The 15,089-nt window shown below is 71.6% G+C and carries 17 protein-coding genes; 5 read left to right on the top strand and 12 right to left on the bottom strand.

The genetic code is table 11. The features are described from left to right. The 10 genes from HII36_RS33930 to HII36_RS33885 form a co-directional block, all read right to left on the bottom strand. A partial coding sequence (locus HII36_RS33930) for an ABC transporter ATP-binding protein (protein WP_173527391.1) occupies positions 1–985 on the bottom strand: 985 nt, incomplete at its 3' end. After that, positions 973–1,737, bottom strand: coding sequence for a molybdate ABC transporter permease subunit (modB, locus tag HII36_RS33925; protein WP_217370307.1), 765 nt, complete (start codon positions 1,735–1,737; stop codon positions 973–975). The genes modB and HII36_RS33930, both read right to left, overlap by 13 nt. After that, positions 1,737–2,432 (bottom strand): molybdate ABC transporter substrate-binding protein, encoded by a 696-nt coding sequence (gene modA, locus HII36_RS33920; protein ID WP_173527397.1) that lies wholly within the window; start codon positions 2,430–2,432, stop codon positions 1,737–1,739. Before modA ends, modB begins: the two co-directional genes overlap by 1 nt. A 26-nt stretch (positions 2,433–2,458) precedes the next feature. Beyond that, positions 2,459–2,854, bottom strand: a complete 396-nt coding sequence (locus HII36_RS33915; RefSeq protein ID WP_173527390.1) for a TOBE domain-containing protein — start codon at positions 2,852–2,854, stop codon at positions 2,459–2,461. A gap of 91 nt (positions 2,855–2,945) precedes the next feature. Further along, positions 2,946–3,404 carry a universal stress protein gene (locus HII36_RS33910; protein ID WP_173527389.1) on the bottom strand — a complete coding sequence of 153 codons (459 nt, stop codon included), beginning with the start codon at positions 3,402–3,404 and terminating at the stop codon, positions 2,946–2,948. A 61-nt stretch (positions 3,405–3,465) separates the two neighbouring features. Further along, positions 3,466–4,089, bottom strand: a complete 624-nt coding sequence (locus tag HII36_RS33905; RefSeq protein ID WP_173527388.1) for a DUF998 domain-containing protein — start codon at positions 4,087–4,089, stop codon at positions 3,466–3,468. 183 nt (positions 4,090–4,272) lie between these two features. Next, positions 4,273–5,415, bottom strand: a complete 1,143-nt coding sequence (locus HII36_RS33900) for a low temperature requirement protein A (protein WP_173527387.1) — start codon at positions 5,413–5,415, stop codon at positions 4,273–4,275. A 16-nt stretch (positions 5,416–5,431) separates the two neighbouring features. After that, a complete protein-coding gene (locus tag HII36_RS33895; protein ID WP_173527386.1) occupies positions 5,432–6,352 on the bottom strand; it encodes an anti-sigma factor RsbA family regulatory protein in 921 nt (306 codons plus the stop codon). A gap of 217 nt (positions 6,353–6,569) precedes the next feature. Next, a complete protein-coding gene (locus tag HII36_RS33890) occupies positions 6,570–7,697 on the bottom strand; it encodes an aromatic ring-hydroxylating oxygenase subunit alpha (protein WP_173527385.1) in 1,128 nt (375 codons plus the stop codon). A gap of 42 nt (positions 7,698–7,739) precedes the next feature. After that, positions 7,740–8,846: an FAD-dependent oxidoreductase gene (locus HII36_RS33885; RefSeq protein WP_173527384.1), complete on the bottom strand. Its 1,107-nt coding sequence runs from the start codon at positions 8,844–8,846 to the stop codon at positions 7,740–7,742. A gap of 62 nt (positions 8,847–8,908) precedes the next feature. On the opposite strand from HII36_RS33885, the gene HII36_RS33880 reads away from it, so the two are divergent. From HII36_RS33880 to HII36_RS33870, 3 genes are all read left to right on the top strand, one after another. Further along, complete coding sequence (locus HII36_RS33880) at positions 8,909–9,472, top strand: TetR-like C-terminal domain-containing protein (RefSeq protein ID WP_173527383.1); 564 nt, start codon at positions 8,909–8,911, stop codon at positions 9,470–9,472. An 87-nt stretch (positions 9,473–9,559) separates the two neighbouring features. Beyond that, the gene (locus tag HII36_RS33875; RefSeq protein WP_173527382.1) at positions 9,560–9,937 is read left to right on the top strand and encodes a hypothetical protein; all 378 of its coding nucleotides are present in this window, start codon (positions 9,560–9,562) and stop codon (positions 9,935–9,937) included. A gap of 91 nt (positions 9,938–10,028) precedes the next feature. Continuing rightward, a complete protein-coding gene (locus tag HII36_RS33870; RefSeq protein ID WP_328808008.1) occupies positions 10,029–11,507 on the top strand; it encodes a DUF2079 domain-containing protein in 1,479 nt (492 codons plus the stop codon). A 7-nt stretch (positions 11,508–11,514) separates the two neighbouring features. Here HII36_RS33870 and HII36_RS33865 read toward each other — a convergent pair whose 3' ends face one another. Beyond that, on the bottom strand, positions 11,515–11,973 hold the full coding sequence (locus HII36_RS33865) for an SRPBCC family protein (protein ID WP_173527381.1): 459 nt from the start codon (positions 11,971–11,973) through the stop codon (positions 11,515–11,517). Then, the gene (locus HII36_RS33860; RefSeq protein WP_328808007.1) at positions 11,970–13,067 is read right to left on the bottom strand and encodes a glycosyltransferase; all 1,098 of its coding nucleotides are present in this window, start codon (positions 13,065–13,067) and stop codon (positions 11,970–11,972) included. Before HII36_RS33860 ends, HII36_RS33865 begins: the two co-directional genes overlap by 4 nt. 38 nt (positions 13,068–13,105) lie before the next feature. Here HII36_RS33860 and HII36_RS33855 point away from each other — a divergent pair, with 38 nt between their 5' ends. Then, positions 13,106–13,924 (top strand): PIG-L deacetylase family protein, encoded by an 819-nt coding sequence (locus HII36_RS33855; protein ID WP_328808006.1) that lies wholly within the window; start codon positions 13,106–13,108, stop codon positions 13,922–13,924. A gap of 49 nt (positions 13,925–13,973) precedes the next feature. Then, entirely contained in the window at positions 13,974–15,032 is a 1,059-nt protein-coding gene (locus HII36_RS33850; protein ID WP_173527379.1) for a lysylphosphatidylglycerol synthase domain-containing protein, read from the top strand. Positions 15,033–15,089 lie beyond the last annotated feature (57 nt).

Genomic DNA, 15,089 nt, shown 5'->3' with positions numbered 1-15,089 from the left:
GCCCGGGCCCCAGATCCAGGTCCGCGAGCGCGGCCGCGGTGATGTCCGCCGAGACCGACAGCGGCCCGTCCAGGTGCACCCGGACGTTGTCACCGTGCGGCTCCATCCCGTCGATGCGCCCCTCCCACAGGTTGCGCGGCGTCCCGTTCGGCCGGCTCCGGTACAGGGCGACCGCGGACGGCGGGAACGCCACGAAGACCGCCCCCGAGGCCTCCTCCCTGGCCCGCAGCACCACGTCGTGCGCCAGCCGCACCAGGTGCCCCTCGGCCTCCCCCCGGTACAGGTTGAGCCCCACCAGCCTGGCCACGTAGTCGGTGCGCGGCCGTCTGGCCACCTCGCCCGGCGGCCCCTCCTGGACGACGCGGCCCTCCTCGATCACCACCAGCCGGTCGGCCAGCACCATCGCGTCCAGCGCGTCGTGCGTGACGAGCACGCACGCGCCGTCGAAGTCCGCCAGCCGGCGCCGCAGCCCGGCGCGGATCTCCAGCCGGGTGTGCGCGTCGAGCGCTGCCAGCGGCTCGTCGAGCAGCAGCAGCCGTGGCTGGACGGCCAGCGCCCGGGCCAGCGCCACCCGCTGCGCCTGCCCGCCGGACAGCTGCCGCGGCCTGGCCTCCGCGTGGTCGCCCAGGCCCATCCGGTCCAGCCATTCCCGTGCGGCACGCCGGGCCTCCCGCTTGGGCACGCCGCGCGATCGCAGGCCGAAGGCCACGTTCTCCAGCGCCGACAGGTGCGGGAACAGCAGGTAGTCCTGGAACACCACCCCGACGGGCCGGTCGGCGGGGCCGAGCGGATGCAGGTGCCCGCCGTCCAGCTCGATGAACCCGGACGCCAGCGGTTCGAGCCCGGCAAGCGCGCGCAACGCGGTCGTCTTGCCCGCGCCGTTCGGCCCGAGCAGCGCCACGACCTCGCCGGGCGCCACGTCGAGTGCCAGGTCCAGCCGGAACGACGCCCGCTCGACGACCAGGTGCGCCTTCACGAGATCCACCGGTCTCTGAGGCTGGCCAGCACCACCACCGACACGACCAGCAGCACCAGGCTCAGCACGATGGCGGCCTCGGGCTCGGTCTCCATGGCCAGGTAGACGGCCAGCGGCATCGTCCTGGTGCGTCCTGGGAAGTTGCCGGCGAACGTGATCGTCGCGCCGAACTCGCCCAGCGCCCGCGCCCAGCACAGCACCGCCCCCGCCACGATCCCCGGCGCGACCAGCGGCAGCGTCACGCGCCTGAACACGGTCAGCCGGGAGGCGCCGAGCGTCGCGGCCGCCTCCTCGTATCGGCGGTCGGCGCCGCGCAGCGCGCCTTCCACGCTGATCACCAGGAACGGCATCGCCACGAACGCCTCGGCCAGCACCACCGCCGCGGACGTGAACGGCAGCTGGAACCCGAGGAACTGCCCGACCAGCCCCCGCCGGCCGAACACCAGCAGCAGCGCCACTCCCCCGACCACCGGCGGGAGCACCAGCGGCACGGTGACCAGCGCCCGCACCAGGCCGCGCCCGCGGAACTCCACCCTGGCCAGCAGCCAGGCCAGCGGCACCCCGAGCACCAGGCACAACGCGGTCGCGATGGTCGCGGTGACCAGCGACAACACCAGCGCGTCCACGATCAGCGGCTTGGTCAGCCGGCTCGCCAGCGTGCCCCACGGCGCCTGGACGATCAGCCCGAGCAGCGGCAGCACCAGGAACGCCAGCCCGAGCATCGCGGGCAGCACCAGCGGCCACGGCAGCCGCGAACGCATCAGGGGGCCGCCGGTTCGAAGCCGGCCGCCGTCATGACCCGGCGCCCCTCGTCGGATCGGACGAGCTCGACGAACGCCCTGGCCAGGTCTCCGTCCTTCACCACGGCGATCGGATAGTCGTTGACCGCCCGCGCGGACTCGGGGAACTCCACCCCGTCGACCTTCCCCTTGGCGGCCAGCACGTCGGTGCGGTAGACGAGCGCGGCGTCGACCTCGCCCAGCGTCACCTTGGTGAGCGTGGCCTTGACGTCCTGCTCCAGCGTGACCGGCGTGACCTGGAGCCCGCTCAGCACGGTGGCCGCCGCCGCGCCGCACGGCACCTGCGGCGCGCACAGCGCGACCTTGACCTCGGGCCTGGCCAGGTCGCGCAGCGCGGCGACCCGCGCGGGGTTGCCCGCGGGCACCGCGATCTGCAGCCGGTTCCTGGCGAACACCCGCGAGCTCGCCGTGACCCGCTTCATCGTGGACGGCGACGCCGCCGCGAACACGTCGGCGGGCGCCCCGTTCGCGATCTGCTGGGCCAGCGTGGCGCTCGACCCGAAGTTGAAGATCACTTTCGTGCCGGGATGCCGCGACTCGAAGGTCTCGCCGAGCGCGGTGAACGTCTCGGTGAGCGAGGCCGCGGCGAAGACGTTCAGCTCCTCGACCGGCTCGGACGACCCCCCGCACCCCGCGAGTACGGCGACCAGCGACATTCCGAGCAGCAGCCGGCGGATCACGCTCACTCCTTGGGTGCGAGTTCGACGACCACGTTGGTCGACTTGATCACGGCGACGGCCACCACGCCGGGCGCCAGGCCCAGCTCGTCGGCGGCCTGGCGGCTCATCAGCGAGACCACCCTGAACGGGCCCGCGGCCAGCTCGACCTGGGCCATGACCGAGTCCTTGACCACCTCGGTGACGATGCCCCTGAAGCGGTTGCGCGCCGAGGAGTATCCCCACCGGCTCTCCTCGCCCACCTGGGACCTGGCGAACGCGGCCAGCTCCTCGCCGGGCACCACGCGGTGGCCGTGCTCGTCGCGGGCGGCGGTGAGCCGTCCGGCGTCGATCCAGCGGCGGACGGTGTCGGGGCTCACCCCCAGGAGCGCGGCCGCTTCACCGATCCGGAACTTCGTCACGAAAAGGCACTCTAGCCTGGCAGATGCGAGAGCGACACCACTAATGGGCTGGATTGTGCGAAGACCCGCCCCTTTGAGACGCGGGACGGGGTCAGGCGCGGGTCTCCGGGCCCGGGACCACCAGCACCGGGCGCTTGGCGTGGTGCAGGACGCGGTCCGACGTGCTGCCCAGCAGCAGTGAACGGACCCCGCCGAGCCCCCGGGTCCCGGTCACGATGAGCCTGGCGTCGATCTCGTCGGCCACGTCCACGATCGTCGACCACACCGCCACCGAGTCGAGGTCGCACCGCGGCGTCGCGTCCAGTCCCGCCTGCCTGGCCAGGTCGGCGCCGTGCTGGGACAGCTCGGTCATCGCCTGTCCGATCGCGTCGTCCTCGGCGCCGGTGTGGTCGAGTGTCATCATCAGCCCGGCCGAGGCGCGGGCCGAGGTCATCGCCAGGCGTTCCCAGACGGTCAGCACCACCGCGGGCTCGCCTCGCATGATCTCCCCGGCGAAGGCGATGGCCGCCTTCGCGTCGTCGGAACCGTCGTACGCCACCAAGATCGTCATGTCTGCCACTCCCTCAGAGGTCAAGGTCACCTACCTCTTTCCAGGAAGAGCCGGTTAACGCCTACGCCAGCGCGGCGGAGACCGGGGAGCGCCGGGCGGCCGGGTTCAGCAGCGCCAGCCCGGCCAGCCCGAGCACCCCCAGCTCGGTGACGACCACCAGCCGCTGGGTCAGCCCGGCGGGGATGTCATCGTTGCTCAGCGGGATGCCGAACATGCGCACCACGTACGGGATCACGACCAGCAGCAGCGCACCGAGCGCGATGGCGCTGAGCACCCGCATCGCCTTCGCGTACGCCATCCGCGACCTGGCCAGCAGCAGACCGACGAGGGGCATCGCCAGGAAGGCGGCGAAAGCCGCGTACCTGTGGATGCCGCCGGACAGCGACAGCGGCACCCCGGGCCGGTCGGTGGGGAAGGCGCCGATGAGGAACATGCTCGCGCCCCAGACGAGCACCAGCGCCACCACCCAGTTCCCGGCGCCGGAGCGGCGCAGTGCCTCGGCGACCAGCGCCGCGCCCACCGCGAACAGCGTGAGCGAGGTGGGCAGCAGCCAGCCTGCCGGGTGGAAGGCGTACTCGCTGATCACCGTGTGCCACGGGTCGAGCCCGGCCTCCGCGTGGAGGGTGAGCATGGCGCCGGTACCGGTGCCGACGGCCGCGAATCCACTGACAAGCAATCCCTTCATGCCGTCAAAACTGGTGGATTTCGCCCGCGGAAAGTATCGGAGATCAACCCCAGACAGCCCTGAGCCGTCCCCTAATACCTTGGTCTTGGCGCTCTTGGATCATGCGCTGCTGAGCTGGGCGGACAGCACCCCTGGTGGGGCTGACCCCCTCAGGGTTCCTACCGGGGGCGGCACCAGGGACGGTCAGGTGCCGCGGCGGCGTCTGGCCGCGCCGCTCACGGCCACGAGCGCGGCCAGCACGACGGCGATCACCGGGATCGGCGCCGGCGTCAGCGCGGCCAGCAGCACGAGCGCGGCGGCGGCCAGGAACGCCGCGCCGTCCACCGGACCGTACCCGTGCGGGCGCACGTGCAGGAGCCAGACCATGACGAGGAACACCGCGACGGGCACGGCCACCGCCAGCCCGACGCCCACCGGCGGCAGGTGCGCCCGCCCGGTCAGGTCGTCGACGGACACCTCGACCCCCGAGCTGAACGCCCCCACCGCCGCGAAGATCAGGTAGTGCCCGTACCCCCACGGGATCGCCCGCCGGTTGGAGTCGAGGAGCTCGTGCGCGGGCGGGTCGAAGTAGATCCACCACAGCGCGAACACGATCACCAGCGTGCCGGCCGCCAGCCCGGGCAGCCCGGGGCCGAAGCCGCCCTCGCGGGCCTGCTCCTGCACCGCGATGGTGGCGGCCAGCACGTTCTCGCCCATCATGATGATGGTGAACAGGCCGTACCGTTCGGCGATGTGGTGCGGGTGCCAGGGCGTGCGCCTGGCGGACTCCGCCCAGACGGGCACGGCCAGCTCCAGCAGCGCGCCCAGCGCGAACGCCGCCAGGAACATGCTCCCGTGGACGAGCAGCACCGCGACCCAGCCGAGCTGCGCCACGCAGATGCCGATCGCGTACCTGATCGCGGTGCGGCGGCCGGCCGGATCGCCGCCGGCGGCCCGCAGCCACTGCCCGGCCATGGCCAGCCGCATGATCAGGTACCCCAGGTAGACGACGCCGAAGTCGTGTTCCTCGAACGCCCTGGGCACCCCGGCCGCCAGCACCAGCACGCCGCCCATCTGCGCCAGCGTCATCAGCCGGTACAGCCAGTCATCCGTGTCGTAGGCGGAGGCGAACCAGCTGTAGTTCATCCACGCCCACCAGATTGCGAAGAACGTGGTGAGATATCCGATCAGCCCCTCCCCCACGTGCCCGGCACTGAGCGCGTGGTGCAGCGCGGATCCCGCGAAGGAGACGGCGACGACGAAGAACAGGTCGAACAGCAGCTCCAGCGTCGCGGCGCGATGCGGCTCGCGCACGTCACGCGCCCGCATCGGGCGCAACCCGGTCATGCCGGGTTCCTACCCGTCAGGGCAGGTCGAAGTAGGCCCTGATGCTGGTCAGGCCCGCCCGGGTGTGGACGCGTACCAGGTCGCTGAGCAGGTTGACGATGAGCAGCCCACGCGAGCCGGACCGGCGCGGGTCGACCGGGCTGCGCCCGGCCAGCGGGTCGGTGATGTGCCCGGAGTCGGTCACCTCGCAGACCAGCGCCTGGCCGGTGCTCCAGATCCGCAACTCGCCCGCGCCGCCGCCGTGGTCGAGGCTGTTGGCGCCGAGCTCGGCCACGGTCAGCCTGACGTCGTCGAGCCTGTCGCCGGTGAAGCCCAGCGCGGCCGCCCGCTCGGCGGCCAGCAGCCGGGCGGACGACAGATTGCCGGCGTCGAAGCGCAGCGACACATAGCCGGCCGGCTCGTCGAACGGCAGGTTGTGACCGTCGATGACCTGCTGCGGCGCGTAGTCTCCGCTGTCCCACTGGCTCTCGCCGGCCCGCAGCACCGGGTGGGTGCGCGCGGCCTCGGACAGGACGGCGGGGTCGAGCCGCTCGGCGTCGTACGGGCACAGGATCGTCGCGTGCCGGCCCGCGAACGAGTAGTTGATCAACGCCTCGTGTTGCGCGCACGCCGGGTACTCGGCCGGACTGCGGCCCGGCCAGATCGGCTCGCCGATGATCCGCACGTGCACGCCGGGGTGCCGGTCGGCGAAGTCGCGCAGCACGGCCGGGATGATGCGGCCGGGATTGCGCCCGGCCTCGCCCATGTCGAGCAGCGTGACCAGGCAGGACTCGGCGCCCAGCGCGTCCTCGATCAGGGCGAGGTTCCGCGCGGGCACGGCCACTGCGACGGGCTCGCCGGCGGCCAGCCCGTCACGGACGAAGGCCGTCGTGGCAGCCACGTATTCCCGGTCGCCTCGGTAGAAGAGTGCCGGATGCACGAAAGGTTCCGCCAACATCAGGACATCACGCTACCCCTGAAGCAAGGCTTCAAGGCAATCTGCTGGGTAGGGAATTAGGTGTGAAGAGAGTCCAGGTCGTCAAGAGGCCCAGGCCGGGTCGCCGGCCGCACCCCCTCGATCTGCGTACCCCCGCGGGTCGCCGTCTTCCCTTCTGAGGCCCGAGCGCGCGCCGAGGCCCGAGCGCGCGCGTGCGCGGCGGACCGGGCGCGGTCCGTCACTCACGCAGGCGCCGATTCACCCATTCATGGAAGATCGCGATGTGATGCTCGCTGGGCACCAGCACGCCGCCGTCGCGGTAGGCCCGCGACGACATGCCGGGCTGGGTCCGCTCGCAGGCGTCGAAGTCCTGCTCGTTGACCCGGTGGAACAGCTCGACCGAGCGTGACAGGTCGGCGCCGGAGGCGACCACGTCGGGGTGGTAGAGCCAGTCGCACTCGATCACCGTGCGGTCGGCGGCCAGCGGGAACATCCGGTGCATGATCACGTGGTCGGGCACCAGGTTGATGAACACCTGCGGCTTGACGGTGATCGCGTAGTAGCGCCGGTCCTGCTCGGGCGAGACGTCGGGCAGGCGGTCGAAGCCGGCGCCGCCGTCCACGGTGAAACCCTCGACCCGCTCGGCGAACTCGGCGCCGTGGCCCACGTAGTACTGGGCCGCGTAGCCGCCGGCGAACTCGGGCAGCACCGCGGTCAGCTCCGGGTGGATGGTGGCGCAGTGGTAGCACTCCATGAAGTTCTCGACCAGGAGCTTCCAGTTGGCCTGGACGTCGTAGACGATGCGCCGGCCGAGCGCGAGCTTGTCCACGTGGTAGTGCTCGATCGCGGCCGGGTCGCCGAGCCGTTCGGTGGCGGCGCGCGTCACGGTCTCCTCGAACGAGGGCGGCTCGGCGGCCAGGCAGATCCAGGCGTAGCCGAGCCATTCGCGCAGGTGGATCGGGATCAGGCCGTATTCGACGCGGTCCACGTCCGGCATCTTGACCAGGTTGGGCGCGGCGGCCAGGCGGCCGTCGAGGTCGTAGGACCAGGCGTGGTAGGCGCACCTGATCGTGCGCTTGACCGTGCCGGACTCCTCCGTGCACAGCCGGGCGCCGCGGTGCCTGCAGACGTTGAGGAACGCCCGCAGCGCGCCGTCGCGCCCGCGCACCACGATGACGCTCTCCGCGCCCACCTGGACGGTCTTGAACGCGCCCGGTTTGCCCAGGTCCTCGCCCCTGACGGCGCAGAACCAGAGGGTTTCGAAGATCTTCGCCTGCTCCGCGGCGAAGATCTCGGGATCGGTGTACGAGCGGCCGGGCAGCGTGGAGATCAAACTCGAGGTCAACCGACACCCCTTGTTGCGCATTACGCACCGAGTTGCTCTATATGCGACATCGTCAGACGGCTCTCACGAGGCTGTCAAGAGGTAGTTGCTGGCCCTGCGCAGGAAGGCGGTGTACCACCTGGTCACGAGCCCGTCGGGGAGCAGCGCGGCCAGCGGGCGCTGCAGCTTGTCGGTGGCCTCGGTGGCCGCGATCCTGGCCGGCCTGCGCGCGACCTTCGCCCTGGCCCGCTCGTAGGCACGCAGCCGGGCGGCCAGACCAGCGGGGTCGCCGTCGATCGCGCGGGTCAGCAGCCAGGCGTCCTCCAGCGCCTGGTTCGCGCCCTGGGCCATGGTGGGCGGCATGGTGTGGGCCGAATCCCCGGCCAGGGTGGTGGGGCCCTTGCCCCAGACGTCCGGGATCGCGTGCTTGTGGTGGGGGAAGAAGTCGAGTTCGGTGATCGTGTCGAGGATGCCGGGCACCGGGTCGCCCCAGCCGCCGAACCGCGCGCGCAGCTTCGCCACCGGGTCGGGGTCGTCGCCCCACAGCGGCGTGCCCGGCGCGGCCGCGACGTCGAACCACCACAGCAGCCTGCCCTCGCCGGCCGGGATGAGCCCGCACAGCCCCTCGCGCCCGGCCATCATCACGGCCCGGCGCGCCTCGGTGAGCCGGGTCGGCCGCAGCGTGAAGCCCTGCCAGGTGACCCAGCCGCTGAGCGTGGCCGAGTCGTCGCCCCACAGGGCCTGGCGCACCGCCGAGCGCCGGCCGTCCGCGCCGACCAGCACGTCGCCGCGCACCGTGCGCCCGTCGGCCAGCCGTGCCTCGGCCCGCTCGGGCGACACGCTCTCGGCCCGCGCGCCGTAGGTGACGGGCACCCCGTCGGCGAGCAGTTCGACCAGTTCGCTGCGGGCCACGTGCACGACCGGGTGGCCGTACCTGCGCTCGGCCGCGGTCAGGTCGACGGTGAGCAGCATGCGCCCGTCGGACGCCCACGACTCCATGGTCTCCAGCCGCCGGCCGACGCCCGAGTAGTCGGCCTTGAGCTCGTCCAGGATCGCGGTGGAGCCGGGCCAGAGCGAGACCGAGCCGCCGGCCGTGCGCAGCTCGGGCGACTCCTCGTACACCTCGACGTCGTGACCGGCCGCGAGCAGCCCTCTGGCCAGCGCGAGTCCCGCGACTCCAGCACCGATCACCACTACTCTCATAGGAACCCCAGTTTTTGAGACTCTAGATATCAGATACTAGGAGTATCACAATGTCCGCGCGTGGCCGCAAGCCCGACCCCACCGTCGACCACCGCATCCGGCAGGCCGCCGGCGAACTGCTGCTCACCCGGGGCTTCGACTTCACCATGGACGACGTCGCCGCGGCGGCAGGCGTGGGCAGGGCGAGCGTGTTCCGCCGGTACGCCACCAAGCGCGACATGCTGCTCGAATCGATCGCCGGGCTCATGGACGCGCACGTGTCGATCCCCGACACCGGCTCACTGGCCGGCGACCTGCGCACGGTGGTCGCGGAGACCCTCGCCATGTGGGAGCACCCCGGGGTCGCCCGCCTGTCCAGGCAGGTGTACGGCGAGGCAGGACGCGACCCGGCGGTGGCCGATCTGGTCAGGACCGGGATGCGCACCAGGATGGAACGCTCGTGGGTGGTCTACGAGCGGGCGATCGAGCGCGGCGAACTGGCCCCCGATGCGAACCTGTGGCTGCTGACCGACCTGTTCGCCGGGTTCGTCACCTACCGGGGGGTTCTCGACCTGCCCCTACCCGAACCAGAGGAAATCGTCCAGGTCCTGCTGCACGGCTTTATGCGGATTTGATATCGATTTTGTTAGTGGGGTGCAACCGGTGATTAAGGACTGCTCCATACTGTCCCCTCGTCAGAATCTCTACGAAGGGCCACGAACATGACTCCCCCTCGCCGTCGCCTCGCCATCGCCGTCGCGACGCTCGCCTTTGCCGGGTTCGCCACCACCGCCTGTGGTGCCGTCGGCCAGGCCGTTGACTGCGGCACGATGAGCCAGGAGGTCACGAAGATCAGCAGCGAGTTCACCACCGCCATGGGCGGGGCCGGCACCGACATCAAGGCCATCGAGAAGGCCAGCAAGGACGCGTCGGACAAGCTCAAGGCCCTGGCCGGCAAGTACGACGGCGACCTCGCCAGCGGCCTGAACGACATGGCCGCGATCTTCGAGAGCATCAAGGCCGACGACACCGCCGGCATGACCGAGGCGATGGGCAAGATCCCCGACGCTCAGGCCAAGATCACCAAGGCCTGCAGCTAACCACGGTCCGCGGCCGCCGCACCGCCTGTGGGGGGCAGGTCGGCGCGGCGGCCGCCCTGCTTGAGCGGAAATCGTTCTACCCTTGCTGCCCGTGACGGGCGACACGCTGGCGGCTCCGACGGGGGCGACCGCCGCGACCACAGCATGGAAGAACAGGCTGCGCGACCACCGGCTGGGGGTCGCGGTCCTCGCGGCCCTCGCCGCGGCGGGCTACGCCACGCTCGGGCTCGTCAAGCTGGCCACGTTCAGGGCCACCACGTTCGACCTGGTGATCGTCGACCAGGCGGTGCGGAACTACGCCAGGTTCCGCCCGCCGACGGTCCCCGTGCTCGGCGCCTTCTACGACAGGGGCCTCGACTATCTCCAGGTCGCCGACCACTTCTCGCCCATCTACGCGCTGCTGGCGCCGTTCTACTGGATCCACGACGGGCCCGAGTCCCTGATCGTGGCGCAGGCGCTGCTGTTCGCCGCGGCCATCCCGTTCCTGTGGCTGTTCACCAGGCGCACGCTGGGCACGCTGCCCGCCTACCTGGTCGGCGCGGCGTACGCGCTGTCGTGGCCGATCGCCCAGGCCGCGGCGTTCGACGCGCACGAGGTGATGTTCGTCCCCCTGCTCACCGGCATCATGATCGAGCGCTACACCGCCGGACGCTGGTTCCCCGCGTTCCTGGCCCTGCTCGGCCTGCTGATGGTCAAGGAGGACATGGGCCTCATGGTCATCGGGACCGGGCTGTGCCTGTTCGTGATGGGCGACCGGCTGCGCGGCGTCTTCGTCGCCGGTCTCGGCATGTTCTTCGTCGGCGTGATCCGCGGCGTGCTGATCCCCAGGCTCGGCGGCAACACCACCGACTTCTGGGCCTACGGCCACCTCGGCCCCGACATCGGCGGCGCGCTGCTGACGATCATGCGCGACCCGCTGGCCGCGATGTTGCTGCCGTTCAGCGAAGAGGCCAAGGTCGACACGCTGTTCCTGATGGTCTGGCCGACCCTGCTGCTGTGCCTGCTGTCGCCGCTGACGCTGATCGCGCTGCCGCACGTGCTCGAACGCATGCTCGCCGACCGCGCGCTGTGGTGGCAGGCCGACTTCCAGTACAACGCGTTCACCGTCATGATCCTGTTCTGCGCCGGCGTCGACGGCCTGGCCAGGCTGCTGCGCTGGGTCAAGCGGGAAGACGACCGCTCGCTCAAGCTGGCCTGGTCGGCGGCGGCGCTGGTGATCGCGATCACGCTGGTGCCCAAGACCGCGCTCGACCAGCTCTACCACCCGAGCTTCTACAAGGGCGACCAGGTCAAGATCACCGCGGCCGCCGAGGCGGTGAGCAAGGTGCCCGACGGCGTCATGGTGGAGGTGGTCAACTCGCTCGGCCCGGCGCTCACCTCGCGCGCCACGGTGCTGCCGTGGACCGTCAGGTCGACCGGCGCGCCGTGGGTGGTGGCCGACGTGGCCCGCTGGGAGTTCCCCTTCGGCTCGCCCACCGACCAGGCGGCGCAGGTCGACAGGCTGCAGGCCGACGGGTACGTGAAGGTGTTCGAGCGCGACGGCTACGTGGTGCTCAACCGCCCCTCGTGACCCCGGCTCAGGAGCGGTTCGCCCCGTACTCGGCGATGGCCTCCTCCCAGGACTTCAGGAAGTCCTGGTACTCGTCGGCGAACTCGTTCAGCTCCCGTTCGCCCTCCGGCGAGAGCGCGGTGAGCCGGTAGGTCACCTCGGCGGTGCTGCCGCCCCTGCCGTTGGCCAGCACCGTCACCGTGACCGTGCCGGCCCGCTTGCCCGGGGTCACCCTGGCGTAGGAGACGCGGCGCCCCTCCTCGCGGTCGATGACCACCCAGATCGTCGTCTCGTCGTGCGCGCGGGTCTCGAACACCGTGCCCGGCACCGTGTCGTCGTCGACCGGCAGCGGGAAGCGCGGCTCCCAGCCGCGCACCCACAGCTCCTCGCCGCGCGGTGTGAACAGGCTGAACGCCTCCTCGGGCGGCAGCGTGACCATCACCTGCCCGGTGAGCGTGTACTGCGGGCCTCCTGCGAACTCCTTCATCGTCCGATTGTCTCAACCCGGGCCCGGGCCTGCGCATAGGCCTTGTCGAATCCCGACAGCACGGCCGGCCAGGAGCCCGCGGAAGGGGCTGTGGCGCGGTTGTGGGCGGCGATGCGGCGGCGCAGGTCCCGATCGGTGGCCAGGCGCGCCACGGCGCCGGACAGGCCCGCCAGGTCGCGGGCGAGCAGCCCCTCGGCGCCGTGCTCGACGAAGTCCGCCACGCCGCTCTGCGACCTGGCCACCACCGGCAGCCCGGCGGCCCGGGCCTCCAGCGCGGCGATGCCGAACGACTCGCGGGGCGCCGGCGCGACGAACACGTCGGCGGTCTCCAGCACCTTGGCGATCTGCTCGCGGGTGTAGCGGCCGGGCAGCGACACCCAGCCGGCCATGCCGTGCCTGGCGATGAAGCGCTCCATCTGGCCGCGGGCCGGGCCGTCGCCGACGATGGTGGCGCGCAGCGGGACGTCACGCGGGACCTTGGCCCGGGCCCCGAGCAGCAGCTTGAGCAGGCGTACCGGCTGCTTGCGCGGCGCGAGCCGGCCGACCGCGACCACGTGGACCTCCGCGCGATCGGCGGGCTCGCCGGACGCGGACCAGCCGGACAGGTCGAGCCCGTTGGAGACCACGTGCACCGGCACCCCGCGCCCGGCCACCGCCCTGATCGGCGCCGCGGCGGCCGCGCTGACCGTGGTGGACACCAGCCGCCACCGCTGCCAGCCGTAGGCCAGCCCGAGCAGCCGGTAGAGCCACCGGGTCACCGGGTCCCACATGCTGTGCACGGTCACCACGCACGGCACCCGCGCGCGCACCGCGGCACGCACCCCCATCCAGGCGAACGGCGAGACCGCCCCCATGTGCACGTGCACCACCTCGGGCCGCGAGGCGGTGATGCGCCGCGTGAGATGCCCCACTCCGAACGGGTGGACAGGCAGGTCGAACGGCATCCTGGCGACGATCCGGTGCACCCCGTCGAGCGGCTCGCCGCGCGTGGCCGTGGCCACCTCGACCTCGTGCCCGGCCGCCCGCTGCATGCGCACCAGATCGGCGACCTGGACCTCGATCCCCCCGAGACGCGGCAGGTAACAGTCACTCACGTGAAAGATCCGCACCCCTCCCAGACTAATCTGGGCGTGTGCCTCCACGTACCGCAGTGTTCTTCCACGCCCACCCCGACGACGAGGCCCTGCTGACTGCGGGCACCATGGCGATGCTCGCGGCAGAAGGCCACCGGGTGGTGCTGGTGGTGGCCACCGCGGGCGAGCGCGGCCTGGCCGAGATCGGGCCCGGCGAGGAGCTGCGCGAGACCAGGCTCAAGGAGCTGTACGAGTCGGCCGCGCTGCTCGGCTGCGCCCGGGTGGAATGCCTCGGCTACGGCGACTCCGGGCTGAGCCCCAAGGGCGGCATCGCCGAGGACCGCCCCGACAACGCGTTCATCGACGCCGACACCGAGGCCGCCGCCAAGGCGCTGGCCGCGATCCTGCAGGAGGAGAACGCCGACCTGCTGTCGATCTACGACCCGGCCGGCGGCTACGGGCACCCCGACCACGTCCAGGTGCACCGGGTGGGGCGGCGGGCGGCCGAGATCGCGGGCACGGAGATCGTCCTGGAGGCGACGGTCAACCGCGACCCGCTGCTGCGGCTGCTGCGCCTGGCCGGCCGGTTCTACCGGTTTCCCCCGGAGTTCGACGTACGCACGTTCGAGAGCGCCTACTCCTCCAGCGAGACGATCACCCACCGGGTGAACGTCAGGAAGTACACCAGGCAGAAGCGCCGGTCGATGGCCGCGCACGCGTCCCAGGCCAGCGGCGGCGACAGCGACCGCACGCTCGCCGTCATGCTGAAGGTGCCCGGCCCCCTCTACCGGCTGGTCTTCGGCACCGAGTGGTACGTCCGCCGCGACCTGCCGCCGGGCACCCGGCTGCGTCATCCTTTCGACCGGTGGCCGAAATAGTCCCGGAGAACGACCGGCCCCCGACCCCCTCCCGGCAGACTGGACCCCGATGAAGAACAAGTGGCTCCAGATCGTCCTGTCCGTGCTGTCGCTCGGACTGGCCGTCGCGCTGGTCGTCTACCTGCCGCAGATCGTGCAGGCGCTCACCGGCAAGCCCGTCTCCTGGCGTGAGATCGGTCACGTCTTCGGCGCGCTCGGCACCGGCTCGATCGCGCTGATGGCCGCCGTCTGGCTGCTGAGCCTGCTGGCGTACACGTTCGTGCTGACCAACTCGCTGCCCGGGCTGACCAACCTGCAGGGGCTCACGCTCAACGCGGCCGGCAGCGCGGTGAGCAACCTGCTGCCGTTCGGCGGCGCGGCGGGCGTGGCGCTGACGTTCGCGATGGCCAAGGGCTGGGGGTTCGCCAACCGGTCCATCGTGGTGATGACGCTGGTCAGCTTCATCTGGAACACTCTGTTCAGGTTCGTGCTGCCCGCCGTGGGCATCATCGCGCTGCTCATGTCCGGCGAGGTGCCCGACTCCACGATCGCCAGGGCCGGCTGGACGGGCGCGATCTCCATCCTGGTGCTGGTCGCGATCGTGGCCGTCGCGCTCTACTGGGACCGCGCGGCCGCCGTGCTGGAGCGCGCGCTCGACTTCGTGACCAGGCTGATCAGGCTGAAGGCGCGCCCGGCCGACGCGTTCGAGCGGCTGCGCCGCGACACCGCCTCGATCGTGCGCGGGCGCTGGCCCGGGCTGTCGCTCGGCATGATCTTCTTTCTCGGCTTCCAGTGGGCGATCATGCTGGTGTGCATGCACGCCACCGGCGCCTACCCGGGCCTGGCCCAGTCGTTCGCCGTCTTCGCGCTGTCGCGGGTGCTCACCAGCGCGGTGGTCACGCCGAGCGGCGCCGGGATCATGGAGAGCGGCGTGGTCTTCATGCTGACCGTGACGTTCGGCGTGCCGGCCGCTCCGGCGGCGGCGACCGCACTACTTTTCGGCTTCTGGACTTACACTATCGAGATCCCGTTCGGCGGCCTCGCGCTGGGGGCGTGGGCGCTGCTGCGCAGGCGCAACGGCCGAAGCGCCGCCGCCGATCCCCCGTCCGCGATCTCGAAGGCCCCCTAGTGACAATCCCAAACACCGGTAAGACCTTGTGCGCGATTCGGAAGCCCGCATAGCGTG

This window comes from Nonomuraea antri, from assembly GCF_013283785.1.
Classification (GTDB): domain Bacteria; phylum Actinomycetota; class Actinomycetes; order Streptosporangiales; family Streptosporangiaceae; genus Nonomuraea; species Nonomuraea antri.
Note: the sequence above shows the minus strand (reverse complement) of the source record. Positions and strands in the feature narration are given on the sequence as shown.

Excerpts from the sequence above, each read along its gene's own strand:
- modB (WP_217370307.1), bottom strand. The coding sequence starts at position 1,737 with ATGCGTTCGCGGCTGCCGTGGCCGCTGGTGCTGCCCGCGATGCTCGGG.
- modA (WP_173527397.1), bottom strand. The coding sequence starts at position 2,432 with ATGTCGCTGGTCGCCGTACTCGCGGGGTGCGGGGGGTCGTCCGAGCCG.
- HII36_RS33910 (WP_173527389.1), bottom strand. The coding sequence starts at position 3,404 with ATGACGATCTTGGTGGCGTACGACGGTTCCGACGACGCGAAGGCGGCC.
- HII36_RS33905 (WP_173527388.1), bottom strand. The coding sequence starts at position 4,089 with ATGAAGGGATTGCTTGTCAGTGGATTCGCGGCCGTCGGCACCGGTACC.
- HII36_RS33900 (WP_173527387.1), bottom strand. The coding sequence starts at position 5,415 with ATGACCGGGTTGCGCCCGATGCGGGCGCGTGACGTGCGCGAGCCGCAT.
- HII36_RS33895 (WP_173527386.1), bottom strand. The coding sequence starts at position 6,352 with ATGTTGGCGGAACCTTTCGTGCATCCGGCACTCTTCTACCGAGGCGAC.
- HII36_RS33890 (WP_173527385.1), bottom strand. The coding sequence starts at position 7,697 with ATGCGCAACAAGGGGTGTCGGTTGACCTCGAGTTTGATCTCCACGCTG.
- HII36_RS33880 (WP_173527383.1), top strand. The coding sequence starts at position 8,909 with ATGTCCGCGCGTGGCCGCAAGCCCGACCCCACCGTCGACCACCGCATC.
- HII36_RS33875 (WP_173527382.1), top strand. The coding sequence starts at position 9,560 with ATGACTCCCCCTCGCCGTCGCCTCGCCATCGCCGTCGCGACGCTCGCC.
- HII36_RS33865 (WP_173527381.1), bottom strand. The coding sequence starts at position 11,973 with ATGAAGGAGTTCGCAGGAGGCCCGCAGTACACGCTCACCGGGCAGGTG.
- HII36_RS33850 (WP_173527379.1), top strand. The coding sequence starts at position 13,974 with ATGAAGAACAAGTGGCTCCAGATCGTCCTGTCCGTGCTGTCGCTCGGA.